Below are 24824 nucleotides of genomic sequence, written 5' to 3' on the forward strand. Positions count from 1 at the left end.
CGTGTTCTCTCTGATCATCGTAGACGACGAGGAAATTTTGCGAGAAGGGTTGAAGGAGGCCGTTCCTTGGGAGAGTTGGGGGTTTCGGGTGGCGGCGCTGGCCGCCAGCGGGGAAGAAGGCTTGGAATTGTTCGAATCGATTCGGCCGGACGTTCTGCTGACGGATATCAAGATGTACGCGTTCAGCGGTCTCGACCTGCTGAAGGCGGCGAAGGAAATCCGGCCCCAGTGCGAGGTCGTGCTGCTGAGCGGCTACGAGGAGTTCAGCTTCGCCAAGCAGGGGCTTGAGCTTGGAGCTTCGGCGTACGTCCTGAAGCTCAACCTGTTCGACGAATTGGAGGAGACGTTCGCCAAGCTTCGGTGCCAACTGGACGCGAGACAAGAGGAGGAGCGGAGGAGGAAGGAAGCGGAGCGGGAAAATGCTGCGGCCGAGTTGGTCAAACGGCTGAGAGGGGAGACTTCGCCTGGCGAAGGGCTGTCGGGCTTCTACAGCGTCGCGACGATAGGCGCGGCTTCCGAAGAACGCAATCGGCTGCTGCCGGAGGCCGAGAAGATCGCGGCCGGCTGCGGCTGGAGGGTCGTTCCGATCGGGACGAAGTACGTCGCCGTCTGTATCCCGCACGTCCGGGCGGCGGAGAGCCCGGAAGCCTTGCGGACGGAAATCCATAGCCGGCTTCGCCGTTTAACGGAACCGTATCCGGATGCGATTGCGGGAATCGGCTCCATCGTTCGCGGGGCGGAAATCGAAGTCTCCTATCGTCAAGCGATGAAGATGGTCGATTACGGCCGTCTCCATGGAGGAGGATGGGGGTTCGTTTACGACGAGATCGCCTCCTCGCTGGCCGGGGAGCCGCTGGAAGCGCCGAAGTACGAGGATATTCGGCTGTGGATAGACTTGAACCGCGCCGATGAGCTTCTTCAGGCGTTGGAGCGGTACTTGACGGCGGTCGTGAACCATCTTAAATTCGCGATCCCCGACGTGAGGCTCGTGGCGATGAACGTGCTGATGGGCTTGAACAACCGGATGAAAGAAAGCGGCGTCGAGACGGACCCCGATTCGGAGATCGACGTTCTGGTGGCGGCGCTGAACCGCATGGACAGCATCGCGGATATTCGCGATTGGCTCTTCGAGGTCGTCCGCCGATTGACCGGATCGTCCGTGCATGCGGAACGGGATAACGGCGACTTGTTCGAGCAAGCGATCCGTCTCATCGACCGAAACTACCAGAACGACATCTCCCTGCAAGGCATTGCGCAGTCCATGTACGTGAGCCCCTCCTATTTTTCGGCCAAATTCAAGGAGGCGGCCGGCGTGAACTTCGTCGACTATGTCAAAAGGAAGAGGGTGGATCAGGCCGCCGCCCTGCTCGTCGGAACGAACAAGAAAATCGCGGACATCGCCAAGGAAGTCGGATATGCGGACGAGAAATACTTCTCGCGCGTCTTTAAGCGGGTGAAGCAGCTTTCTCCCCAGCAATTCCGGGAAGAAAATATAAGGAGCGATCAATATGGATCGATATAGACCGATATTCCACTTTACGCCTCGGCGCAACTGGATGAACGACCCGAACGGCCCGTTCCATCTGAACGGCGAGTACCATCTGTTTTATCAGCATAATCCGTTCCTTCCGGAATGGGGGGATATCCACTGGGGGCATGCGACAAGTCCGGATCTGGTCAACTGGACCCGCAAGCCGATCGCGTTGACGCCTTCGCGGGAGCTGGGGGAATGGCACTGTTACTCGGGGTGCGCCGTTATCGACGGCGACGAGGTGAAGCTGTTCTATTCGAGCATCGGGCGCGACGAACGGAACGCGACGACGGGAGCGCAGCAATGGATGGCGAAAAGCAAGGACCTGCAGGCGTGGCAGAAGCCGGTCTCCAACCCCTTGTTGACTTCGGAGCTGCATGGAGACGTCCAAATTACGGAGTGGAGAGACCCGTTTGTCTGGAAGGACGTAGACGGATGGAAAATGATCGTCGGCGGAATACACGAGGGCAAGGGCTGCGCGTTCCTGTATCATTCCGACGATTTGGAGAGCTGGAGCTACCAGGGGATTTTCCATCGGGGCGAGGAATGGATCTGGGAATGCCTGCATCTGTTCCGGTTCGGAGAGAAAACGGTGCTGTTCTATTCTCCGAGCGCGCAGGTGCGTTACATCACTGGGACGATCAATGCCGACGGAGCGCTGGAAGCGGACTACCGCGGAACCGCCGATTACGCGGGCTTCGAAGGCTACTACGCGTCGTCGGGCTTCGTAGACGAGCAAGGACGGTGCGTGCTGCTCGGCTGGATGCCGGAGGGAAGGGGAGAGGATTTTCCGGAGCCCGCGGAATGGGCGGGGGCGTTGGCTTTGCCGCGCCTCGTGTCCTTGAATGCGGACGGCTCGATTCGGATGTCGCCGCTTCCCGAGCTCTCGCAGCTGAGGGGCGAGCGTCAGGCATGGGATAACGTTCGCTTAGGGGCGGCTCCTGTCGATGCGGGGATGCGTTCGAATACGTTCGAATGCGCGCTGGAGCTCGAGGGCGCAGGCGGCGCGAGCGGCGCGGTAACGCTATCCGTGCTTCAATCCCCGTGCGGCCGGGAACGGACGGATATTGTCGTGGACTTCTCCGGCGATCGAATCGTTATCGACCGCTCGCAATCGAGCCTGTTCCTCAATACGCACAAAACTCCGGTCGAAGGCAAGCTGCCCTCCGGCGCCCGCGACTCCCTCGAGCTGCGGATCTTCGTCGACCGGTCGACCGTCGAAGTGTTCGCCAACGAAGAAACATGCCTGTCCGCTCGGGTGTACCCGTCTTTGGCCGACAGCGACGGCATCCAGATTCGTTCGGACGGAGAGGTTCTCTTGAAAAATTGGCAGGTATGGGCGATGAACTCGGCGGCTATTGGGTAGGGGATCGTTCGAAGGGGAATGGGAAGCGGCTCCGGCTTGGGAAATGACAACTTGTTGGAAAAGTATGACGTTTCTGAGTAGGCTATGCTATAATATACTCAGAATGAGATTCATGTTAAAGGAGCCGTGCGGCTAACACGACTCCCCACAACAGCCGCTATTAAGGGCGGTAGGCTTCAGAAAAGGTTGGAAATAGACCGATTCCTTTGGCTAGGGCGGTCTATTTTCGTTTAAAGGACAGTATCGCAACGATCAGCGAACCGAACGTTAGCATAAGTATAAGTCCTTCGAATACGGTCATGGGCATCACCTCCCTTCCGGGAGATTAGCCGACCGCCCTTGCAAGCCTATACTGTTGTATGTCCAATTATACTATATTTTGTCAATCGAGCGACGAAAATTGTCGTTCTTTTTTTTTGGCCAAATCCGGTCATCGGATAAAAAAACAAGGCGATCGGGCATGTTGCCGGCGGACGAAAAGAGGTAGGTTGGAGGAAACGTTACGATGGAGGTCGAGGATCATGTCGAATCAAGCCGAATTTCAAGCGGTTCGGACGACGATTGTGCGCAACGAACGGTTCATTTGGATTGCAGATGAGCTTAAACCCGGATTATTTAGCGAGGAGGTCGAACCGGCTCAGCTTGCGAGAGTCGAAGCCGACGATACGGCGATGCACGGATGGCGTGCGGTGCGCGATGCGGAGATCGGCTCGCTTGAGAGCCGGGAGCTCGGGAAGGGGCAGTCGGTGATCGCCGATTTCGGCGATCACCGCGTCGGATACTTGTCGTTCGAGGTTAGGCCGGTCGGCAGTCCTCCGGATGCGCCGCTGAAGCTGAGAATGACGTTCGGAGAGATGCCGGTCGAGATGGCGGTGCCGTTCGCAAGCTACGACGGTTCACTCAGCAGCTCGTGGCTGCAGGAGGAGACGCTATACGTAGACGTACTCCCCGGGAAGGTGAGTTTGCCGCGGCGCTACAGCTTCCGATATGTGAAGCTAGAAGTGCTGGACACTTCCCCCAAGTATCGCGTAAGCTTTTTTAATTTGAAATGTATGACCGTTACTTCGGCGGACAGAGCGAACGTTATCCCGTTCGATCATGTCGATCCGCTGCTGCGGGATATCGACCGGATCAGCGTGAGAACGTTGGAGGATTGCATGCAGGACGTATTCGAGGACGGACCGAAGCGGGACCGCCGATTGTGGCTGGGCGACTTGCGCTTGCAAGCGCTGGCGAATTACGCGACATTCCGCAACGAAGCGCTCGTTAAGCGCTGCCTGTATCTGTTCGCCGGGGTTTCCGACGAACGCGGGCGGGTATCCGCCAATCTGTTCATTGCGCCGGAGCTGATCGCGGACGATACGTATCTGTTCGATTATTCGTTGTTTTTCACTGTAACCCTGTACGATTATTATGAAGCGACCGGGGACAGGGATACGTTGCAAGAGCTATGGCCGACTGCGCGCCGTCAAGTGGAGCTGGCGTTGGAGAGGCTGGACGACAGCGGTATCGTGCGGGACGAGGAAACGTGGTGGTCGTTCATCGATTGGCATGAATCGCTAAATAAGCAAGCCCCGTCGCATGCCGTTCTGATTTACGCGTTGCGTCGGGCCATTCGTTTGGCCGAGGCGGTCGATTGCGGTAGCGTCGGCGAATTCGGACGCCGGCTCGCAGATGCCGAGAGGGCGGCAGTGGAATCCCTCTGGGATTCGGAGCAAGGCCTTTTCGTCAGTGGGGAAGGACGTCAGGTATCCTGGGCCGCGCAAATCTGGATGGCACTTGCCGAAGTTCTGCCGTCGGAAGAGAACAGAACGCTGATGCGGCGCTTGCTGAGCACGAAGCCGGACATCGCGCCGACGACGCCGTACATGTACCATCATCTCGCGGAGGCGCTTCTTGTTGTCGGCTTGAAGGACGAGGCGGTGGACCTCGTCAAGCAATATTGGGGAGGCATGCTGAAGAACGGGGCCGATACATTCTGGGAGCTGTACGATCCGGGCAATCCGGATTTCTCCCCGTACGGTAGCCCCCTGATCAACAGCTACTGCCATGCCTGGAGCTGTACGCCGGCTTACCTGATCCGCCGTTACGGATTATAAGACCCCGAGCGCGGAGCGTTTCGGAAATCATGGGGCGTCCGGCCGAAGCGGGCTTTGAACTTCCGGTAGAAAAATCCAAGGCTTTCGTACCCGCACTGCCTGGCGACCTCATCGACGCTTGCGTCGGTTTCCATGAGCAGCCGAGCTGCCCGGTTCAGCCGCTGTCGCTGCACCCAATCCGTGTAGGTGAGGCCCGTTCGGCTTTTCAACAGGCTGCCCAAGTATTTGGGACTGAAGTGGAAGCGTTCGGCCAGCTCGGCCAGCGTGCAGCTTCCCGGATTTTCTTCCATATAGAGTAGCACATCGCGGATCACCCCTTGAGGAAGCGACGGCTCCGGCTCATAGTTGAGATCAAGGTCGTAGATACGCATCAGCTCGATGAGCAAAATAGGCACGCAGTGACGCAGCAGATCGGCGGAATGTCCGTCCGGGTCGAAAAATTCGCACATCATATCGCGCATCAGACCGTGCAGCTTCGCATATGGTCCGGGACGAAATACGATGTATCTTCCGTGCCGCTGCCGCTCGGACAGGGTATGGGCGATAAAGCTTGCGACCGCTCCTCCTTCGGGCATGCGGTCCGGGTAAGCGGATGCGAGCGCCTCCTTGCGCAGCAGCAGGTTCACAAGGATATCGTTTTCTTCCAACGGCGCGATGCCATGCGGCACATTGCGATCCATTAAGCAGGCGTCGCCCTGGCGCAGCGTCAACTGCCGGCCGTCGATCCGCTGCTCGCACGAACCGGAGTACATATAGTTCAACTCGATAAAATCGTGCTTATGGACGGGCATGACGGCGAATCGGTGATGCTTGTGTACGGACACCGAATCGTTTCCGAAAAAATACTTGCCCTGCATGCGGGGAATTCCGTCGGGCTCGTCCGCAAGCTCTCCGCCGTCGAAGTCGTTGACATTCTCGCGCGTACGGAGCTGAATGCGTTCGACCGCATCCAGACCCCGAAGCAGCTCGTCCAATTGAAGATGGTTCATGCGCAACCCTACTTTTTTGAATATTGATCAAAATATAACATATGCGGGGCGGGATTGCTTCAATTCGTCCCCCCGGGGATCGGTATCCATTCAGTGTGACGGCAACGTTGCAAAAATGCGGCTGGTGATTTACACTTAAATCATAAAAAAGAACGGTGCGCCAACACCGTTCTCCCGCACAACGCTTGAGTGGGAAGCCTCCGAGCAAAGAAAAGAAATTTGAGTATGACAGAAAATAACCTGCCCCCTTGGCGCTAACCTTAGGGCAGGTTATTTTCGTTTTAGGTAAGTTAGTAGGGCTAAGAGGAACATTCCTAGTCCGATAACTTCTAAAAGCGAAAACGACATATACATCACCTCCTGCTGGAGGTATGTATTTCCTACCCAAGGCGGTTGTACATGGAAAATTATATCATAAAAACATCCTCGTAAAAAATGTCGAACTGCATTTATCCGTGCTCCTCCTGTTTTTGTATTAATCCTCCATGAATCTTAAGTCCTATGAATATTTTCATGCGAAATAAAGGAATTTTAGGGATTTTTGTTGAATATAGGGATATACGTCTCAACAAAAGTGAGAAGGTGATCCCTTGGTCGCAGAATATGTCGCACATGTACGAGCCGGCGATGGGGCAAGTCAAAGTGTGAAGGGGCACTTGCTGGAGGTCCGGCAATTGGCGGAAGGTTCCGGGGAGAAGATTGGTGTTAGGCATATTGCCGGTCTTGCAGGAGTGCTCCATGATCTGGGCAAATACACGCGGGAATTCCAGCAGTACCTGGAGGAGGCAGTGAAAAATCCGGATGCTCCTCCGAAGCGAGGAAGCGTTGACCATGCCACAGCAGGAGGGAGGCTGCTTTACGAAAGGTTGCATTCGGGTCAGCCGGATCGCTATCCGTGGATTTTAGCAGAGGTGGTCGGAAATGCTATCATTTCTCACCATGCTTATCTTCATGATTATTTAAATGAGAGTCTGGAATCGGATTACTTGCGTCGTGTTCGGGACAAGGAGCTGCGCGAGTTTGCGGAAGCCAAGGGGCGGTTTTTCGAGGAAGTAATGAGCGAGGCGGAGTTTAGTCTGTACGTCTCCAAGGCTGTTGAAGAATTGGAGGCTTATCTGACCCGGCCTTCCCCGGAAAGTCAGGAAAGCAAGCTCATGTTCCTAACCAAATATGTGTTTAGTGCATTAATTGACGCCGATCGTTCCAATACGAGAGCCTTTGAGGAAAACCAGCCGCTTGAACCGGAAGAGGACCGCAAGGCTCTATTTGACATGTATTACGATAAATTAATGAGGAGAATCGAGAGTTACGAGCAGAATGCCGATGCGGGATCGCCGATCAACCGCTTGCGCAGAGAGATGTCGCAGCAATGCGAGCGGTTTGCGGAAAGACCGCCAGGCATTTATACCTTGTCGATTCCGACGGGCGGCGGCAAAACGTTAGCCAGCCTGCGCTACGCTCTTCGGCATGCGATCGACTATGGAATGAAGCGGATTATCTACATTGTACCGTATACGACGATCATTGAGCAGAATGCCGCGGATGTGCGCAGTATTTTGGGGGATGACGGGAACCTGCTGGAGCATCACTCCAATGTCGCCCAGGATGGAGACGACGAAGACGAGGATGAAGATGGAAGGATCACGGTGCGGCAGAAGCTCAAGCTGGCAAAGGACAACTGGGATTCGCCGATTATTTTCTCGACGCTGGTGCAGTTTCTGGATATTTTCTATGCGAAAGGGAGCAGGAACATACGCAGGCTGCACAATTTGAGTGAAGCGGTCATTATTTTCGACGAGGTACAGAAGGTCCCGACGAAATGCATTTCCTTGTTCAATCACGCGCTTAACTTCCTGAAAACATACGGGAAATCCAGTCTGATTCTGTGTACAGCGACGCAACCCGAGCTTGGTTTCGTTGAGCGCAGGTTGGAGATGAGTGCGGATGGAGAAATGATTGGGCATCTGGGTCAGGTCGTCAAATCCTTCAAACGTGTGGACATTATTGACGAAGCAACGGAGGAAGCGTACAACAGCGAGAAGCTGGCGGTTTTCGTTGCGGAGAAAATCGGTGAGGTTCAGAGCGTGCTGGTCATTCTGAACACGAAAACCGTAGTCAAAAGACTGTTTGGGTTGCTGGAGAGTAGCAACGTTCCAGTATTCCATTTAAGCACCTCGATGTGCGCCGCACACCGAAAACAGATTCTCGATCAAGTGAAAGAACATCTGTCCAACGAAGAAAAAGTCATTTGCATTAGCACACAGTTGATTGAAGCCGGTGTAGATGTCAGCTTCGACTGTGTTATTCGCTCGCTTGCCGGGCTGGATTCCATCGCTCAAGCGGCAGGAAGGTGTAACCGCCATGGGAAGCGGGACATACAGAATGTGTACGTGATTGATCATGCCGAAGAGAATTTGAACCGACTGCCGGAAATCGAAGCGGGGAAGAGGATCACGCGGAAAATTTTGACGGACCTCAAGCTCGACCCCGGCAAATATGGCGGGCAGATTTTGTCGGTTGAGGCGATGGAACGGTATTTTAAGGAGTTTTATAAGGGGTTCGAATCCAGCTTGAACTATTCAGTTCGCCAGCTTCAGAAGGATATGGTCGAGTTGTTGATGGCGGATAGAAAGAGCAACTCCTATAACCTTGCGTATACGGGAAGCAAAGGCCAGTCCCTGCCGTTGTTTATCGTCAACAGCTACCGAACTGCAGCCGAGCATTTTGAAGTGATCGAGAGCATGTCGACATCGGTTCTTGTTCCCTATGGGGATGAGGGCAAAGACCTGATTGCCGAGCTGAACGGAGCGGGGACGATCGAGAACCTGTCGCAGCTGCTGCGCAAAGCGCAGCAATACTCGGTCAACGTGTTCAAATACGAATTGGACAAGCTGGCGCAAAACGACGGCTTGGTCAGTCTGTTGGACGGGAAGGTGTGGGCGCTGCGGGAGGGGGCGTATCATCGGGAGTATGGTTTGGATGTGGAAGGAGATAGTGGATTCGATCTGAGTATGTTTTGAAGGAGCGGGAAACCTGTTTCAAATTGTAAAAGATAATAGGGAAAGGAGGTGTTTCCTATCAGAAACTCAATAGAGTTCACCTTGTTCGGCAAATACGCCCTATTCACCGACCCGCTAACAAAGCTTGGGGGAGAGAAACTCTCTTATCAAGTCCCGACCTATCAGGCGATTAAAGGCGTGCTCGAATCAATTTATTGGAAGCCTACCTTAATCATGATTGTGGATGAAATCCGGGTGATGAAGGCGATTCGCATGGAGTCGAAGGGCATCCGCCCGATGGAGTACGGCGGAGGCAACACGTTGGCTAACTATACGTATCTGAAGGATGTCGAATATCAGGTGCGGGCACACTTCGAGTTCAACCTGAACCGTCCGGATATGGCTTACGACCGGAACGAGCATAAGCACCACAATATCCTTAAAAGAGCTTTGAATGTGGGAGGACGCCGGGATATTTTCCTGGGCTCCAGGGAGTGTCAGGGTTATGTGGAGCCTTGCACATTCGGAGAGGGAGAGAGCTTCTATGACGGCTACGGCGACATCCACCTCGGCACGATGGTTCACGGCCTTAACTATCCCGACGAGACAGGCAGAGATCAAATGGAAGTTCGTTTGTGGAGCCCGGTCATGAGGAACGGCATCATCGAATTTATCCGACCTGAGCAATGTACCCAAGTGCGAGCGATTGCGAATATGCTGCCCAAGCGCTTCGATCCAGCCCAAGTTGAATCGGCGGACGAGTTGCTTGCACAATTGGAAGTGGGGGGGAATCCATGAGTTGGCTGTTAAACCTGTATCAAACCTATGAGTCCAATCTGGACCTCGTCGGCGAAATCGAGAAAAAATCATACAACAATCAGGAATTTACGCTGCTGCCGATCTCCCACACGACGCAAAATGCCCACATTGAGGTGCAAATTACTCCGGACGGAGAATTCCATTCCGCAGAAGCGATTGATAAAAACGATGCCAGCACGTTGATTCCCTGCACCGAAGATTCCGCCAGCCGCGCCGGAGCGAAGGTTGCTCCTTATCCGCTACATGACAAGCTGAGCTATGTTGCGGGTGATTTTGTCACCTACGGTGGGGAAGCCAAGAAGGAAGATCCCTTCGCGGCTTATATCAAGCAGTTGGGAGAATGGGCCGAATCGCCGTATGCTGTACCTAAAGTCATCAGTATCTATCGCTACTTGCGTAAAGGCAGGCTAATCGAGGATTTAGTGAAGGAACGGATTTTATACACAGATGCGAATAAACGGCTGCTCGACAAGTGGGAGCAGGAGGGTGTGAAGCCTCCTATTTTCTCCGTAATGGTTGGCGGCCCGGAGGGCTTGTTCGTTCGATTTAATGTCCGTTCGGACGATGATTTTAATGTCGTGTGGAAAGACCCGGAAATGTACGATTCTTTCGTTCAATACTACGGCAGTCGGTTGAGCGACGAGGACTTGTGTTATGTGACGGGGCGGCGGCAGCCGGGTACGGACAAGCATGCGAATAAAATCCGCAACGCAGGCGATAAAGCGAAGCTGATCTCGGCCAACGATACGAGCGGGTTTACGTTCCGGGGGCGGTTCGCTCTGAGCCGGGAAGCGGCGAGTATCAGCTACGAGGTATCTCAGAAAGCGCATAATGCGCTGAAATGGCTGATTAATCGCCAGGGCAAAATCATTGACGGACGTGTATTTTTGGTCTGGGGCAATGATGAACTTGATCAGCCTGGACTAACCGAGGATTTGTTCTCTCTTGCACCGGAAACCGCACAGGTTAAGGAGAGAATATCGTATACCTATCCCGAGTACGCGAGAGAAGTCGCCAAGGCGCTCGACGGGTATCGAAGCCGAATTGCGAAGGAATCCAGAGAGAACGTCAACATTCTAATTCTGGATTCCGCGACAACAGGACGTATGGCCGTACTCTATTACCGGAATATGGACAAGCAGTTATACATCGATCGGCTGGTCAAGTGGCATTCCATGCACGTCTGGCTGCATCGTTACCGTAAAAATGAAGCCGGAGAGTTCATCCAATTTTACGGGGCGCCTGCGCCGAGGGATATTGCTTTTGCGGCTTATGGACCACGAGCGGACGAGAAGATTGTCAAAGGGCTGGTAGAGCGTATTTTCCCATGCATTGCAGATGAGCGGAAGGTTCCCGAAGATATTGTTAGAAGCGCGTTTTATCGCGCTTCTAATCCGGTCGCGATGGACAACTGGGAATGGGAGAAAACGTTAAGTATCGCTTGTGCTCTGATTAATGGAGAGGAGGAATTAAACGTGGCAATAGACGAGGGCAATAATCAACGGGATTATTTGTTCGGTCGCTTGCTGGCCGTTGCTGACGTACTTGAACGAAGAGCGTTGGGTTCGGAGGAAACACGCGCGACTAATGCTATTCGTTATATGAACGCTTTTGCCAGGCATCCGGAGAGAACCTGGAGCACGATTCAGTCCTGCTTGCAGCCTTATCAGGCACGACTGGGTACGAAGGGAACCTATTTGTCGAAAATTATAGATGAAGTGGCTTCAAAGATTCAGATCGCAGACTTTAACAACAAGCCGCTGTCCGGGCTTTACTTGCTGGGCTTCTACAGCCAGCGCCACGAACTGTATCAGAAGAAGGACAACCATGAAGACGCAGCGGAAGCATCCAAATAAGAGGGAGAGATCGAGATGACGATTTTGGATCATAAAATCGATTTTGCAGTTGTTCTGTCCGTAACGAAAGCAAATCCCAACGGCGATCCGTTAAACGGCAACCGTCCTCGGCAAAATTATGACGGCTACGGAGAGATTTCGGACGTTGCAATCAAGCGTAAAATCCGCAACCGGCTTCAGGATATGGGGGAAGCGATTTTCGTGCAGTCCAACGATCGGAAGTCAGATGCCTATGGCAGCTTGAGAGAGCGTGCCGATGCTAACGCCGAACTGGAGAAGATTTTGAAATCGAAGTCGGCGTCCAATGATGAGTTTGCCAGAATCGCTTGTTTGGAATGGCTGGACGTTCGCAGCTTCGGGCAAGTATTTGCCTTTAAGGCGGACAAGGGCGGTTCCAGCGTATCTGTCGGCGTCAGGGGACCGGTGTCGATCCATACGGCGACAAGTCTCGACCCCATCGACATTACCAGCACGCAGATTACGAAGAGCGTTAATTCCGAGCCAGGTAAGGAGAGAGGCTCCGATACGATGGGGATGAAGCATCGGGTCGATTCCGGGGTTTACGTTTTCTACGGGAGCATCAACACGCAGTTAGCCGAGAAAACCGGTTTTACGAATGAAGATGCCGCGAAAATCAAGCAAGCGCTGATCACCTTGTTCGAGAATGACGCTTCCTCGGCCAGACCGGAAGGGAGCATGGAAGTTCACAAAGTATACTGGTGGGAGCATCGCTCCAAAATGGGCCAATTTTCATCCGCGAAGGTTCATCGTTCCCTGTCTTGGGAGAAACTGTCCGAGGAGCCGAAAGGATTCACCGACTACGAGTTCAAGGTGCAAAGGCTGGAAGGGCTGACTATCGAGATGATCGATGGACAATAAAGAAGACGAATATTTGATGCTGTCGGGCATACAGCATTTTCAGTTTTGCAAGCGGCAGTGGGCCTTCATTCATATCGAGCAGCAATGGGAGGAAAACGTTCGGACGATTGAAGGCCAGCATCTGCATCGGAAAGCGGATCAGCCGTTTACGCGGGAAAAGCGGGGAGATCGACTAATCGTTCGCGCAATGCCGGTGAAGTCGAATCAGTTGAAAATTACGGGGATTTGCGACGTGGTCGAGTTTATCCGCGATGATCGGGGCGTGGAGATTGCCGGCGCCGAAGGGAAGTTTCTCGCGTATCCGGTGGAGTACAAGCGGGGCCGACCGAAGTTGAAGGACGAGGATGTTCTGCAACTGGCTGCGCAAGCGATCTGTCTGGAGGAAATGCTGCTCAGTCCCGTCGATATCGGCTACTTGTTTTACAACGAAATCAAGCAAAGGGTCGAAGTTCCGCTAACGATCGAAGTCAAAGAGAAAGTGAAATCGGTCTTTGCGGAGATGCAGGATTATTACCAACGCCGACATACGCCGAAGGTGACAACCGGTTCTTTCTGCCGCAGCTGCTCTCTTGAATCGGTTTGTCTGCCGGAATTAATGAACAAACGAACGGTGAAAAGCTATGTCGAAGGGAAAATCAGAGAATGAAGAAGCTGCTTAACTCTTTGTTTGTGACTCAGCCGGACGTTTATTTATCGCTCGACGGCGACAATATCGTGCTGCAGAAAGAGCAGGAGAAGCTGGGGCGGGTACCACTGCACAATCTGGAATCTGTCGTTTCGTTTGGATATACCGGCGCTAGCCCTGCTCTGATGGGATACTGTGCGGAGCGCAACATATCCATGGTTTTTCTCACCATGAATGGTCGATTCCTCGCTCGCGTCATTGGAGAAAGCCGAGGGAACGTAGTTCTACGGAAGAGGCAGTATCGAGTTTCGGAGGATGAGACGCAGTCCGCGCATATCGCACGTAATTTTATTGTTGGCAAAATCTATAATCAGAAGTGGATGATCGAGAGAGCAACCCGGGATTATCCGATGCGCGTCGATGTGGAGAAGTTCAAGGAGGTTTCCCAACAACTCTCCGCGATTATTCTGGAGGTTCGAGCCTGCGAGGATTTGGAAAGATTACGAGGTTTGGAAGGGCAGGCCGCTATAAGCTACAACAAACTGTTGGACCAGATGATCCTTCAGCAGAAGGAAGACTTTTATTTCCACATACGCTCCCGACGGCCTCCGCTCGACAATGTCAATGCGATGCTGTCCTTCGCGTACACGCTCTTGGCTAACGACGTTGCATCGGCGCTGGAAGGCGTCGGTCTGGATGCTTATGTCGGGTTCCTGCACCGCGATCGTCCGGGGCGTGCCTCCTTGGCTCTGGATGTTATGGAAGAACTGAGAGGCGTCTATGCGGACAAATTCGTTCTTACTCTCATTAATAAGCGTATGGTGAGCAAGGACGACTTCCTGAAGAAAGAAAACGGCGCCGTTATCATGAAGGATGAAGTTCGGAGAAGCTTCCTCAGTGAATGGCAGAGCAAGAAGCAAGAAAAAATCACGCACCCGTATTTGGGAGAGAAAATTTCCTGGGGACTGCTGCCCCATGTGCAGTCATTGCTGCTGGCCAGATATTTGCGCGGGGACTTGGACGAATATCCGCCTTTTTTATGGAAGTAGGTGAGCGGGAGTGCTCGTACTTATAACTTACGATGTCAGTACCGTCAGCAGCGCTGGACAGCGCAGGCTGCGGCAGGTTTCGAAAGCCTGTCTTGCTTATGGGCAACGTGTTCAAAACTCTGTCTTCGAGTGTATCGTTGATGCCGCACAGTTCACGTCATTAAAGCTTAGGCTCATTGAACTTATTGATGAAGAGACGGACAGCCTCAGATTCTATCAGTTGGGCAACAATTACAAGAGTAAAGTGGAGCATGTAGGGGCCAAGCAGTCTCTCGACTTGGAAGGGCCTTTGATTTTCTGACTGGCGGGTAATAAATGCCTCTTGGATATAGTGAATCAAGGGTGTATAATCGGTGCGAACCTCTGGTGCGAATGTGAGGCTCACATGATTTTCCCGGGGGATTCGCACCAAAAATAAGTGAGTTTTTGGTTATTATTTACATTTTGTGGATAATCGGTTGTGGGTCTGAGTTGATTAATGCGATTTGAAGCCTGAAAAGGGATTGTATTTCCCTTTTTGTTCCAAAAATCGCTGTCGCATCCTACGCGGATGCGTGGATTGAAATAAGCCCGTTGTGATGGACAAGCGATCGTCTGGCGTCGCATCCTACGCGGATGCGTGGATTGAAATCCGATGGTCCTAGACCGTCTGGACCGATAATCAGTCGCATCCTACGCGGATGCGTGGATTGAAATCTCCTCTTTAGGTTATACCTAATTATAACATGTAAGTCGCATCCTACGCGGATGCGTGGATTGAAATCCATTTTTACGGGGAATGATGTGGAGGAATACAGGTCGCATCCTACGCGGATGCGTGGATTGAAATGGAAATCATCAGCAGGGCGCGAGCGGCTTTCGATGTCGCATCCTACGCGGATGCGTGGATTGAAATAAAAATGGGGTTAGCTGGAATCGTCAATTGTATCGTCGCATCCTACGCGGATGCGTGGATTGAAATTTGTATTGCCCAATCGTTACTATTCCATAACTTTGTCGCATCCTACGCGGATGCGTGGATTGAAATAATCACCGCATCGCGGGGCCATTCCTCCGGTCCGTCGCATCCTACGCGGATGCGTGGATTGAAATACGGAACATGGTATTCCGATGGTGCGCGTCTCTAGTCGCATCCTACGCGGATGCGTGGATTGAAATGTTAGAATAAGCAAAGAAGTCTCTAAGGGTAAAGTCGCATCCTACGCGGATGCGTGGATTGAAATAACATTCCGCGACCGCCTAAACCGCCCGAGTAGAGTCGCATCCTACGCGGATGCGTGGATTGAAATTCGTCGAACGTGTCGTTCATATCGGGTTTAGCCAGTCGCATCCTACGCGGATGCGTGGATTGAAATGCTCTACGGTAAATTCGGCCAGCGCGGCGAACATGTCGCATCCTACGCGGATGCGTGGATTGAAATTCGCGGCTCGTCCGCTTGCTGTCCCGGCTGTCGTCGCATCCTACGCGGATGCGTGGATTGAAATATAGAGCGGGTCAGTCAGATCATGACCTTGATTGTCGTAACCCACGCGGATGTGAAATTGAAATGAAGGTCCCGAGACGGGGAGCCGCGATAAGGAATGTCGCATTCCACGTGAATGAGATTCTTGAGAAGATTGATATAAAGAAGAACCATGCAGAATGGAAACAAAGAGACACCCCGGAAAACCGCTCCCGGGGCGTCTTTGTCTGCCTATTAGAACAATTTTTTAATGGAGCCGAGCATGTCGCCGGCTTTGTCGGCGGTCAGCTTCGCTTTAACGCCTTCGATCAGCGCGTTGATCTGGTCGTTCGGAAGGTCGATTCCGATGACGGATTCAACGGCTTTTACAGGGTCGCTCATAAACTTGGAAGAGAACTCTTTGTCCTCTTTAACGCGGGCTACGATCTCTTCGATCTTTCCTTTAATATCCATCCGGTTTCCTCCTTGTGTTCATGTTGCCTGGCAATCCCATTATAAGCGTATGGGACGCAGATCGAAATGGAGGGGAATTCCAGACGAAAGTTCTGACAAATCGTAATCCGTCTTTCGGGCCGGCGGATACGGAACGATTCGCCGCGACGTTATCCTTTCAGAGCGCCGATCATGACGCCTTTCACGAAGAAGCGCTGAATGAAAGGGTAGACGCACAGAATCGGTACCGTGGCGACCATGATGGTCGCGTACTTGATCGTGGCCCCGATCTGGAACTGCTCGCCGACCGCTGCTCCCGAGGAGAGCGTGTCCGTCGAGCTCAGAATGAGAATTTCCCGCAGGTAAATCTGCAGCGGGAACAGCTCCTGCTGCTGAATGAAGATGGAGGCGTAAAACCAGCCGTTCCACTTCTCGACCGCATAGTACAGCCCCATGACGGCCAGCACAGGCAGCGACAGCGGGATAACGATGCGAAACAGAATGACGAGGTGGTTCGCCCCGTCGATCTTGGCCGACTCCTCCAGGCTGTCCGGGATGCTTTGGAAGGAGGTTCTCATTACGATCAGATTAAAGGTCGAGATGGCAAAAGGCAAAATCGTCGACCACAGCGTGTTCGTCAGACCGACGCCTTTGACGACCAAGTACAGCGGAACGAGACCGCCGCTGAAAAACATCGTGAACGTCGCCATAATCATGAAGAACTTGTTCCACATGACGTTCTTGCGCGAGAGCACATATGCGCCGATCGCCGTCATCAGCAGATTAAGCGCCACGCCGACGATAACGATAAACAGCGTATTCCGGTAGCCGATATAGACACGCGGATCGGCAAAGACGAGCTTGTAGGCTTCAAGGCTGAAGCCGAGCGGCTTCCAGAGCAGGCCCCGGTGCGAGACGATCTCGGCCGGGCTGCTGAACGAAGCGAATATGACGTGCAGAAGCGGATACAGGGTCACGACGACCAGCGCGAGCAGCATCAGATTGATGGCAAGCAGCGTGATCCGATCCGCCGGGCCGTTCTTCAAGGCCGACACCTCCTGGTGAACATGAAGCATGCTGCTTGCTTACCACAAGCTGTTTTTCGTAATTTTGCGGCTGAGCCAGTTGGCCAGCACGAGCAGCGTCAGATTGATGACAGAGTTGAACACGCCGACCGCGGTGCTGTAGCTCCAGTTGAACTCCAACAAGCCTTTGCGGTAGACGAACGAAGAGATGACGTCGGCCGTCTCGTAAGTGATCGGATTGTACAGCAAAATAATTTTCTCGAAGCCGACGTTCAGCAGGTTGCCGACGCGCAGAATGAACAGAATGACGATTGTCGGCAGGATACCGGGAAGGGTGACGTACCAGATCTGCTTCAGCCTGCCGGCTCCGTCGATGCGCGCCGCTTCGTACTGATCCTGATCGATGCCCATCAGTGCCGCCAGGTAAATGATCGATTCCCAACCGATCTTCTGCCAGATCTCGGACAGAATGTAGATGGGACGGAACAGGCCGGCGTGCTGCAGCATGGAAGTGCCGTCTCCGCCGAAATACGAATAGAGCGTATTGATGACGCCTCCGCTGTCCGTAAAATCGCGGATCAGGCCGGCGATGACGATCATGGAAATAAAATACGGCATATAGGTAACGGTCTGGACGAACTTTTTGTAGCGCTGGCTGCGCACTTCGTTGATCAGGAGCGCAAGCAGGATCGGCGCAGGAAACTCGAAGAGCAGGGAATAGACGCTGATAATGATCGTATTGCTTAACACTCTCAGAAAATAGTAACTGTCGAAGAACGCCTGAAAATGGTCGAATCCGACCCACGGACTGCCCAGAATGCCTTTGGCCGGCACGTAATTTTTGAAGGCGATCAGCACGCCGTACATCGGCGTATATTGGAAGACGAGATAGTACGCGACAACGGGGATCATCATCGCGTACAAATATTTGTTCGTCAGGAAATCCCGGACGAATCTTCTGCCGAAAGCCGTTTTGTTCATGCTTCACCTTCCTGACCGAAGCGTCTGTCCCATAAGTATTAGAGAGCCCACCTTAATGGATCATTTTGGTCGCTCCGACTTACGGGACAGGCCGCTTTCGCGAACACGTTTTTTAGCGTTGGGAATACCGGTCCAGCGCCGTTTGCTGAATTTCGACGGCCCGGTCGATCTTGAGCGACTTCAGCTTGTCCATGTAGCCGTCATAAGCGTCGATCGGCTCGTTGCCCAAAATGATCTTGAGCGTCATCTCGTCGACCAGCGTGTTCACGTCGTTCATGATTTGCGCCAGCTCGGAGGCTTCCTCCGGGGTCGGCGTGACCGGCGGCACCTTGTACTTGTCGATGTCGGTTTTGGACCATACCTCAAGCGCCTGCTTCTGCTGCGACAGCGCCAAATATTGCGTAATGTACCGTTTGTCCTGAACGAACGGTCCGGCGAAGTTCGCACGAATATACAGGGACATCGCCTGGGACGGAGACAGCTTCTCGGGGTTGTTCATCAACAGATCCGTATAGACGGGAGCGCCGTCCTTCATCTCGTAGCTGACGCCTTCCTGTCCGAAGTTGAAATACATATGTCCTTCCTCGCTGTAGCCCCAATCCAGCAGACGGGCCGCCAGTTCGACGTTCTGGGAGCTCGACGTGATGGCGACGTTGCCGTTGTTCGAGAACTGCGGATCCTTCTGGCCGAATTTAGGCATATCTCCTTTGCGGAGCACGGGATACGGCGCGGCGACGAGCTCGGCGTCCGAGTCCTTCTCCTGCAGCAGCGGCATCCATTTGCCGATGCCTCCGCCCGAGTTTTGCACGGTTGCCCCGGTCTCTCCGGTCGTGATGTTGGCGTCCAGCGCCTTGCCGTCCACGTTGGCGATGTTCTTGTCGAGCAGGCCTTCCGTGTACCACTGGCGGAACGTGCTCAGAAACTCCTTGTAGCCGGGCTGCATCGGGCCGAAGCGAACCTGGCCGTCCTCCTGGAACCAGCCGCGGGTCGTATCGAACGCGCCGACGAACGCTCCGTTATTGAGAAACTCTCCCGAGAAAATGTAGGACAGCGGGCTGACCGCGCCTTTCTGTTCCTTGAAAGCCTGCAGCGTCGTATGCCACTCTTCGATCGTTTCGGGCACCGGAAGGTTCAGTTCCTTCAGCCAGTCGCCGCGAATGATCGGCCCCTGGTACACCTGCAGCATCGGATCTCCGCGCAGGAACGGGAACGTGTAATAGCTGCCGCTGTCCGTTTTCAGCATTTTGTCGATATCGGGATGCTCCTGCAAAAACTTTTTGAGATTCGGAGCATACTGGTCGATGACGTCGTTCAAGCGCAGGATGTATCCGTCGGCGATCGCTTTCTCGGGACCGCCCGGGAAGTTGAACCAGTCGAACTCGATCATGTCCGGCAAATCCCCGGAAGCCAGCAAAATATTGAGCGCATCCTTGGATTGTCCCGTCGGCGGGCTGATAAACTTCAGCGGCACGCCTGTGCGCTGCTGCCACTCCTGGAAGAAAGGAACCTCGTCGATAGTCGACTTGGTCGTGTTGTATTCGGCCCAGTAGGTCAGCGTCTTGTCTGTCTTTAATGGATAGGATACCTCCGCGCCTTCCTGCGAAGGAGCGTCGGAGCTTGCGGCGGGGGCGGAGGCGGACGGAGATGCCGCTTCCTTGTCGTTGCCGCCGCCCGAGCAGCCGGCCGCGACGAAGGTCATCATGGCCGCGGTCAGCGCGAGCGCCGCGGCTTTGGACGTTCTCGAAGCTTGGAACTTCATACTTGGTATACCCTCCCGTATAGTCGTCTTGATTTTCTTTGAAATGCAATATGCGGTATGTTCGGTAAGCTTGCGCAAGGTAACCGCCCGGGGCGGATGCTTCGCGATATTCGTAAGCGGTGAGGCGCCTCGTTATCGATTATGCGCCGAAGCCGCTCTGGAAGGGAATCGTCAACATGCCAAGCGGCATCGTCCAAATCTCGTCTGGCATCGACGAAATCGCAATCGGCATCGGCAATTTCCCGAAAATCGCCCTTTTGGCCCATGAAAGATCCCATAAAGAATAGGCACAAGAATATCCTTCCACTCCTATACGATCGTAAAACGCGGAACGGAAAACCCGCTGCAAGACGATTTCACGATCGTATGAGGCAGTCTCCAGGACATACCTGCGCCTGTATCGGCAACTGTTCGGAACTTTTCAGCTCAGCTTCTGAAATTGTCCCGGGGTAATTCCTTCATATTTCTTGAACGTGCGGATAAACGTATTGATGTCGTGGAAGCCGACCTGGGACGCGACCGACTTGATGCTCTCCTTGCTGCCCTGCAGCAGCGTCTTGGCTTCCTCGATGCGAAGGCGGTTGATCGTATCCAGCAGGCCTTGTCCGGTTTGATCTTTGAACAGCTTCGACAGGTAGGTCGGAGTCATTCCGAAGCGCTCCCCGATCATCGAGATGTTCAGGTTCGCTTCCCGATAGTTGGCCGAGATGAAGGCGAGAATTTCCTGGCTGCGCTCCAATAGCGCCAGATTGCGGGAGGAGCTGCTGCTCTCCTTCTGCCTGCTCCGCGCGAAGTCGCACGTCTCCCGGACGGCTCTGGCGAGCTGGATCTCCATCTCTTGACTCGACTCGCAGTTGACCAACTGGGCGATGCGGGCGGCCAATCCGTCCGCGGGGCCCCCGATCTCTCCGACGGCTTTGAGCAGAGTGCCGACCAGATCGTGCATCAGACAGGTGACCCATTCCACGGACAGGGAGGCGCGCTCCCGGCTCCGGGCCAGCAGCCCTCGCACGATTTCCTCGGCTCCGTCGGCTTCCCCGGCTTTGATCAAATTGATCAGCTGCTGTTCGACCTGGATCGGGTAGTAGTAATCGGACGGGGGAGCGAGCGCTTCTTCCCGCCGCAGCTCGTCGTAATCGGACACGTCCTGGTCTCCGACGACGATCCGGTATTCCATGGCGTCGACCGCTTCCCGGTAAGCCTCGGCGATCTCCTGACGGGACGACTTGATGCCGCTCAGAGAGACGAGGGTGTCGATGCGGAATTTCTCCTCCAGAAAACGGGACGCCCGAAGGGCGATCTCCCGCAGATCCTCGCGCAGCCCTTCGTGCGGACCGTCGGTCAGATTGATCAGGCACGCGATGTTGTCGTCGATCTCGCAGGCGAAGCCCTGATGCTTCTCGCCGGCCAAATCCTCAACGACGTTGGCGACGATGAATTCGAGCAGGCGCGACTTGTCCCGGACCGATACGGCGTCGATATGCTCGAAGAAGCGTTCGTCGTCGACGTAAAACAGAATAACGGCGAACCTCTCCGAGCGAAAATGGACGTCGAAGGCGGTCAGCGATTCGTCGAGCGCGAGCCGGTTGTCCATTCGTCCTTTCAGCATGCGGGTCAGCATATTCGAACGAAGCATGGTGGACTGCTGCTTCATTCGCGAATAAATCCGGCCTTTCTCGTCCAGCGTATCCGAGATCGCTTGCTGAATCCGGTGGAACTCGTCCCCGACGGGAGCCGCTTCCCTTTTCTCGACCGTCTGGAGCAGACGGAGCAGCCGCTGAATCGGGCTGTAGTTCCGCAGCAAGAACAAGGCCGACAAAATAAGGCCTCCGACGATGCTGATCAGCATGCCGATATACATGATGCTGCGCAGCGAGTCGGTTTTCTGCCAGACCAGGGTGCTCGGGACGACGGTGGCGTAGATCAGCTCCGAATTGCTCGACTTGATGTACATGAACTCCGACGGCTCGCCCTTGTATTCCTCGAACGCGGAGCCGCTCTGTCCTTCGAAGGCGATGTTGGACAGATAAAGCGGCTGCTGGGTGCTGTCCGTCGAGACCAGCACTTGCTTTTCCGGATTCAGGACGAGCACCTGGCCTTCGCTGAAGGCTTGAACGTTGCGAATCGTCTCCATTAATTTCGTCGTATCGAGGAGGACGACCGACGTGCCGGGAGAGCTCTCCAGCCGTTCGCCGGGAAAGGATTGAATGTAAGCCAGCGTGCTGGGCTTGGCGTCCTTGCTGGCCAGCTTGATGAAGCCTCCCGCGTTTTTGCGCTGCAGCAGGTTCAGCCAGATCTCGTAGGAGATGGCGTCGTTCTCGTGGATCGTCTCGTAAGCAAGCTTATGGTCGCGGTAGATGCCCGGTTCGAAAATGAGGTCCATGTTTTTCCAATAGACGTAATACGTTCGAATGGAGGGGTACAAGGTCCGATAGATGGCCAAGTCCTTCGCCGCGACGTGCAGATTGTACAGCTCTCCGTCCAAGCTTTCCGGGCCGGAATAGAGGCTGGAGTACATGAAGGCCCGGAGCCGCACGTTCCAGATCAGCTCCGTCGTCAGCCGTTTTACGCTGTCGACCTGGTTGTCGATGACTTCGCGAACCTCCTGCAGCAGGACGTTGTTCGCATGGTGGATCTCGCTCTTGAGCAGCTCTTGGGAGCGGGAATAGACGAAGCCGCTGATAAGAAGAGGGACGAACAGGACGGCCATATAGGATAACAGCCAGGTCAGGATAACGCTCCTTCTCCGGAGCAGGAACCTCTTCCACATGTAAAAATAGATCCTCCTTCAGGGGCATGCCGAACGAATCGTTTTCTACAATGTTCGACAAGCCCTCCCGGAACTCCTTTCGGTTCGGGCGCTTTGCGTCCCGGCCCAGGCTGCCGGCTTTGCTAGGAAAACCGGCGCCTGTCGTCGACTGGGGGCTGCCGTTCCGTCGACTGACCCAGTCAGGGATGAAGCGGAGGCAGCTTCGCCTCGATTTTATCTGCGACCAGGGTGTAAAACTCCGGAAGGCCGGGAGCGGAGGAGGCGGGAAACTCCTCGAAGGCTCGGACGAGCAAGCCTGTCTTCGAGATCGCCGCTATGATGTCTCCGACCGTCCACCCGCGGGTCATCACCTTGTTTAAGCCGCCGCGATCTTCTTCGGGCAGCAGTTGGGCGAACGCTACGTCTCCTTCCCGAAACGTGCGATCGAAGTAGTCGCCGGGCGTCCGACGCTCCTCGAAGCTTTTCCATATGCGGGCAAATGGGTGGAAATCGGTCAGGAGCAGCCGTCCGCCGGGCTTCAGCCTTTCGCAAACCGTCGAGAAAATCGGATCGAGCTCCGCGAAATAATGCAGAATGCCGAACTCCATAAGCACGATGTCGAATTGTCCCAACTTTTCTTCATCCGGGATATCCGTTGCGTCGGCGCACAGGTAGTCGATTCGAACTCCTGCGGCTTCGGCTGTCCGCATGGCGTACAGGTGGTTTTCCTCCGAAATATCCACGACGGTTACGGCGGCCCCCATGAGCGCAAGTGAGACGGCTTTGCGGCCATTCGAGCCAAGAAGGTTGAGCACGCGCCGACCCGCAGGGTCTCCGATGTATTTCAGCCAGTAACGCAGAAGATGTTTGTGTGTCCGTTTCAATTCCTTCGCGAGAGCCTCCGGCGTCCCGTACGTCCTTTCCCAGGCCTGATATGCTTTCGTTTCCCATGCCGTCTTGTTGGCCGCGGACAGTTTCTTTTGCATGAACGTCCTCCTTTTTGGCCACTTGGCGCATTTTTCCGTTTTTGTCCCGGGGTTACATTGTAGCAGCCGAAAGCGGGCTGTCAACTTTCTTCCTAGTTTTTCCCCGAGTGCTCCGCCAAATCCTCTTGTGAAACGCAGGAAGGCCGCTCGTTTGCTCGTGGACGGCCGGGACGGAGATTTGATATCGTTAAAGCATTCGGAAAAAGTAACCGGCTTGGACTGCAGGGGGGATAAATGTGAAAATCAAACTGGACAATTTGACGGGTGAAGAGGTGAGGGAGCTGATTCGGCAGCATCTGGCATCGATGATGGAGACGTCGCCTCCCGAAAGCGTTCATGCCTTGGATCTGAGCGGGCTGCAGCGGTCGGACGTCACCTTCTGGAGCGTATGGGAACAAGGCGAGCTGATGGGCTGCGGCGCGCTGAAAGAGCTGGATGGGCGGCACGGGGAGGTCAAATCGATGCGAACGGCGTCGGCCCACTTGAGAAAAGGCGTCGCCAGGCGGATGCTGCAGCACATCGTGGACGAAGCCGGAAGGCGCGGCTATCACCGGCTCAGCCTGGAGACGGGAGCGACAGAGTCGTTCGTCCCGGCCAGAACGTTGTACGAAAGCTTCGGTTTTCGCTACTGCGAGCCGTTCTCCGACTACGCGGAGGATCCTTACAGCGCCTTTATGACTCTTGAATTGCAATAGAGGAGGAGCGGGAGCCGATGGGCGTCGGCTCCGGCGAATCGAATAAGCCTGCCACACGTGCGTATTCGCCTATCAGCGGCCCCGACGCATCGAATAAGCCCGCCACAGGAGCTTGTTCGCCCATCCTCGGCTCCGGCGCACCGTATAAGCCCGTCACAGGAGCTTGTTCGTCCATCCTCGGCTCCGGCGAATCGAATAAGCCCGCCACGCGTGCGTATTCGCCTATCAGCGGCCCCGACGGATCGAATAAGCCCGCCACAGGAGCTTGTTCGTCCATCATTGGCTCCGGCGAATCGAATAAGCCTGCCACGCGTGCGTATTCGCCTATCAGCGACCCCGACGGATCGAATAAGCCCGCCACGCGTGCGTATTCGCCTATCAGCGACCCCGGCGAATCGAATAAGCCCGCCATGCGTGCGTATTCGCCTATCAGCGGCCCCGACGGATCGAATAAGCCTGCCACAGGAGCTTGTTCGTCCATCCTCGGCTCCGGCGAATCGGAAGGAGATAGATACATCTGAT

The 24824-nt window shown here is 54.5% G+C and carries 20 protein-coding genes and 1 CRISPR repeat array; of the genes, 11 read left to right on the top strand and 9 right to left on the bottom strand.

From position 1 onward, the window contains the following. Position 1: 1 nt before the first annotated feature. Entirely contained in the window at positions 2 to 1522 is a 1521-nt protein-coding gene (locus ACFFT4_RS15800) for a helix-turn-helix domain-containing protein (protein WP_378049189.1), read from the top strand. Continuing rightward, entirely contained in the window at positions 1509 to 2897 is a 1389-nt protein-coding gene (locus ACFFT4_RS15805; RefSeq protein WP_378049191.1) for a glycoside hydrolase family 32 protein, read from the top strand. The genes ACFFT4_RS15800 and ACFFT4_RS15805 overlap by 14 nt, the downstream gene beginning before the upstream one ends. Before the next feature lie 220 nt (positions 2898 to 3117). Here the strand turns inward: ACFFT4_RS15805 and ACFFT4_RS15810 are convergent, their stop codons facing one another. Beyond that, on the bottom strand, positions 3118 to 3204 hold the full coding sequence (locus tag ACFFT4_RS15810; RefSeq protein ID WP_378049475.1) for a putative holin-like toxin: 87 nt from the start codon (positions 3202 to 3204) through the stop codon (positions 3118 to 3120). 214 nt (positions 3205 to 3418) lie between these two features. Between ACFFT4_RS15810 and ACFFT4_RS15815 the strand changes: the two genes are divergently transcribed. Further along, positions 3419 to 4996, top strand: a complete 1578-nt coding sequence (locus tag ACFFT4_RS15815; RefSeq protein ID WP_378049192.1) for an alpha-L-rhamnosidase-related protein — start codon at positions 3419 to 3421, stop codon at positions 4994 to 4996. On the opposite strand, the gene ACFFT4_RS15820 is transcribed toward ACFFT4_RS15815, so the two are convergent. Beyond that, a complete protein-coding gene (locus tag ACFFT4_RS15820; protein ID WP_378049194.1) occupies positions 4984 to 5985 on the bottom strand; it encodes an AraC family transcriptional regulator in 1002 nt (333 codons plus the stop codon). The two genes, ACFFT4_RS15815 and ACFFT4_RS15820, sit on opposite strands and share 13 nt — an antisense overlap. Before the next feature lie 590 nt (positions 5986 to 6575). Between ACFFT4_RS15820 and cas3 the strand changes: the two genes are divergently transcribed. The 7 genes from cas3 to cas2 are packed head-to-tail and all read left to right on the top strand — an operon-like array spanning position 6576 to position 14513. Beyond that, on the top strand, positions 6576 to 9005 hold the full coding sequence (cas3, locus tag ACFFT4_RS15825) for a CRISPR-associated helicase Cas3' (RefSeq protein WP_378049196.1): 2430 nt from the start codon (positions 6576 to 6578) through the stop codon (positions 9003 to 9005). Positions 9006 to 9062: 57 nt separating this feature from the next. Continuing rightward, positions 9063 to 9782, top strand: a complete 720-nt coding sequence (gene cas5c, locus ACFFT4_RS15830; RefSeq protein WP_378049477.1) for a type I-C CRISPR-associated protein Cas5c — start codon at positions 9063 to 9065, stop codon at positions 9780 to 9782. Continuing rightward, positions 9779 to 11659 carry a type I-C CRISPR-associated protein Cas8c/Csd1 gene (gene cas8c / locus ACFFT4_RS15835; protein WP_378049197.1) on the top strand — a complete coding sequence of 627 codons (1881 nt, stop codon included), beginning with the start codon at positions 9779 to 9781 and terminating at the stop codon, positions 11657 to 11659. The genes cas5c and cas8c overlap by 4 nt, the downstream gene beginning before the upstream one ends. A 15-nt stretch (positions 11660 to 11674) precedes the next feature. After that, positions 11675 to 12538 (top strand): type I-C CRISPR-associated protein Cas7/Csd2, encoded by an 864-nt coding sequence (cas7c, locus tag ACFFT4_RS15840; RefSeq protein ID WP_378049199.1) that lies wholly within the window; start codon positions 11675 to 11677, stop codon positions 12536 to 12538. Further along, positions 12528 to 13184: a CRISPR-associated protein Cas4 gene (gene cas4 / locus ACFFT4_RS15845; protein ID WP_378049201.1), complete on the top strand. Its 657-nt coding sequence runs from the start codon at positions 12528 to 12530 to the stop codon at positions 13182 to 13184. The genes cas7c and cas4 overlap by 11 nt, the downstream gene beginning before the upstream one ends. Then, positions 13181 to 14212: a type I-C CRISPR-associated endonuclease Cas1c gene (gene cas1c, locus ACFFT4_RS15850; protein ID WP_378049203.1), complete on the top strand. Its 1032-nt coding sequence runs from the start codon at positions 13181 to 13183 to the stop codon at positions 14210 to 14212. The genes cas4 and cas1c overlap by 4 nt, the downstream gene beginning before the upstream one ends. Before the next feature lie 10 nt (positions 14213 to 14222). Then, positions 14223 to 14513 carry a CRISPR-associated endonuclease Cas2 gene (gene cas2, locus ACFFT4_RS15855; protein ID WP_378049205.1) on the top strand — a complete coding sequence of 97 codons (291 nt, stop codon included), beginning with the start codon at positions 14223 to 14225 and terminating at the stop codon, positions 14511 to 14513. Positions 14514 to 14746: 233 nt separating this feature from the next. Continuing rightward, positions 14747 to 15697: a CRISPR direct-repeat array (repeat unit 32 nt; unit sequence GTCGCATCCTACGCGGATGCGTGGATTGAAAT). A 212-nt stretch (positions 15698 to 15909) separates the two neighbouring features. Here cas2 and ACFFT4_RS15860 read toward each other — a convergent pair. The 6 genes from ACFFT4_RS15860 to ACFFT4_RS15885 all read right to left on the bottom strand — a co-directional run bounded on the left by ACFFT4_RS15860 (position 15910) and on the right by ACFFT4_RS15885 (position 23607). Continuing rightward, a complete protein-coding gene (locus tag ACFFT4_RS15860; protein WP_378049207.1) occupies positions 15910 to 16128 on the bottom strand; it encodes a hypothetical protein in 219 nt (72 codons plus the stop codon). Positions 16129 to 16277: 149 nt separating this feature from the next. Further along, complete coding sequence (locus tag ACFFT4_RS15865; protein ID WP_378049479.1) at positions 16278 to 17105, bottom strand: carbohydrate ABC transporter permease; 828 nt, start codon at positions 17103 to 17105, stop codon at positions 16278 to 16280. 87 nt (positions 17106 to 17192) lie between these two features. Then, on the bottom strand, positions 17193 to 18113 hold the full coding sequence (locus ACFFT4_RS15870; protein ID WP_378049209.1) for an ABC transporter permease: 921 nt from the start codon (positions 18111 to 18113) through the stop codon (positions 17193 to 17195). Between the two features lie 112 nt (positions 18114 to 18225). Continuing rightward, complete coding sequence (locus ACFFT4_RS15875; protein ID WP_378049211.1) at positions 18226 to 19872, bottom strand: type 2 periplasmic-binding domain-containing protein; 1647 nt, start codon at positions 19870 to 19872, stop codon at positions 18226 to 18228. 421 nt (positions 19873 to 20293) lie between these two features. Continuing rightward, positions 20294 to 22642, bottom strand: a complete 2349-nt coding sequence (locus tag ACFFT4_RS15880) for a helix-turn-helix transcriptional regulator (protein ID WP_378049213.1) — start codon at positions 22640 to 22642, stop codon at positions 20294 to 20296. 179 nt (positions 22643 to 22821) lie between these two features. Next, entirely contained in the window at positions 22822 to 23607 is a 786-nt protein-coding gene (locus ACFFT4_RS15885; RefSeq protein WP_378049215.1) for a class I SAM-dependent methyltransferase, read from the bottom strand. Between the two features lie 236 nt (positions 23608 to 23843). Between ACFFT4_RS15885 and ACFFT4_RS15890 the strand changes: the two genes are divergently transcribed. Continuing rightward, positions 23844 to 24302 (top strand): GNAT family N-acetyltransferase, encoded by a 459-nt coding sequence (locus ACFFT4_RS15890; protein ID WP_378049217.1) that lies wholly within the window; start codon positions 23844 to 23846, stop codon positions 24300 to 24302. On the opposite strand, the gene ACFFT4_RS15895 is transcribed toward ACFFT4_RS15890, so the two are convergent. Beyond that, complete coding sequence (locus ACFFT4_RS15895; RefSeq protein ID WP_378049219.1) at positions 24280 to 24783, bottom strand: hypothetical protein; 504 nt, start codon at positions 24781 to 24783, stop codon at positions 24280 to 24282. The two genes, ACFFT4_RS15890 and ACFFT4_RS15895, sit on opposite strands and share 23 nt — an antisense overlap. Positions 24784 to 24824: the final 41 nt, after the last annotated feature.

It is taken from the genome of Cohnella cellulosilytica, from assembly GCF_042431195.1.
GTDB lineage: Bacteria > Bacillota > Bacilli > Paenibacillales > Paenibacillaceae > Cohnella > Cohnella cellulosilytica.

Excerpts from the sequence above, each read along its gene's own strand:
- ACFFT4_RS15880 (WP_378049213.1), bottom strand. The coding sequence starts at position 22,642 with ATGTGGAAGAGGTTCCTGCTCCGGAGAAGGAGCGTTATCCTGACCTGG.
- ACFFT4_RS15875 (WP_378049211.1), bottom strand. The coding sequence starts at position 19,872 with ATGAAGTTCCAAGCTTCGAGAACGTCCAAAGCCGCGGCGCTCGCGCTG.
- cas1c (WP_378049203.1), top strand. The coding sequence starts at position 13,181 with ATGAAGAAGCTGCTTAACTCTTTGTTTGTGACTCAGCCGGACGTTTAT.
- ACFFT4_RS15895 (WP_378049219.1), bottom strand. The coding sequence starts at position 24,783 with ATGGACGAACAAGCTCCTGTGGCAGGCTTATTCGATCCGTCGGGGCCG.
- cas8c (WP_378049197.1), top strand. The coding sequence starts at position 9,779 with ATGAGTTGGCTGTTAAACCTGTATCAAACCTATGAGTCCAATCTGGAC.
- cas4 (WP_378049201.1), top strand. The coding sequence starts at position 12,528 with ATGGACAATAAAGAAGACGAATATTTGATGCTGTCGGGCATACAGCAT.
- ACFFT4_RS15805 (WP_378049191.1), top strand. The coding sequence starts at position 1,509 with ATGGATCGATATAGACCGATATTCCACTTTACGCCTCGGCGCAACTGG.
- cas7c (WP_378049199.1), top strand. The coding sequence starts at position 11,675 with ATGACGATTTTGGATCATAAAATCGATTTTGCAGTTGTTCTGTCCGTA.
- ACFFT4_RS15820 (WP_378049194.1), bottom strand. The coding sequence starts at position 5,985 with ATGAACCATCTTCAATTGGACGAGCTGCTTCGGGGTCTGGATGCGGTC.
- ACFFT4_RS15815 (WP_378049192.1), top strand. The coding sequence starts at position 3,419 with ATGTCGAATCAAGCCGAATTTCAAGCGGTTCGGACGACGATTGTGCGC.
- ACFFT4_RS15870 (WP_378049209.1), bottom strand. The coding sequence starts at position 18,113 with ATGAACAAAACGGCTTTCGGCAGAAGATTCGTCCGGGATTTCCTGACG.
- ACFFT4_RS15860 (WP_378049207.1), bottom strand. The coding sequence starts at position 16,128 with ATGGATATTAAAGGAAAGATCGAAGAGATCGTAGCCCGCGTTAAAGAG.
- ACFFT4_RS15810 (WP_378049475.1), bottom strand. The coding sequence starts at position 3,204 with ATGCCCATGACCGTATTCGAAGGACTTATACTTATGCTAACGTTCGGT.
- ACFFT4_RS15865 (WP_378049479.1), bottom strand. The coding sequence starts at position 17,105 with ATGCTGCTCGCGCTGGTCGTCGTGACCCTGTATCCGCTTCTGCACGTC.
- ACFFT4_RS15885 (WP_378049215.1), bottom strand. The coding sequence starts at position 23,607 with ATGCAAAAGAAACTGTCCGCGGCCAACAAGACGGCATGGGAAACGAAA.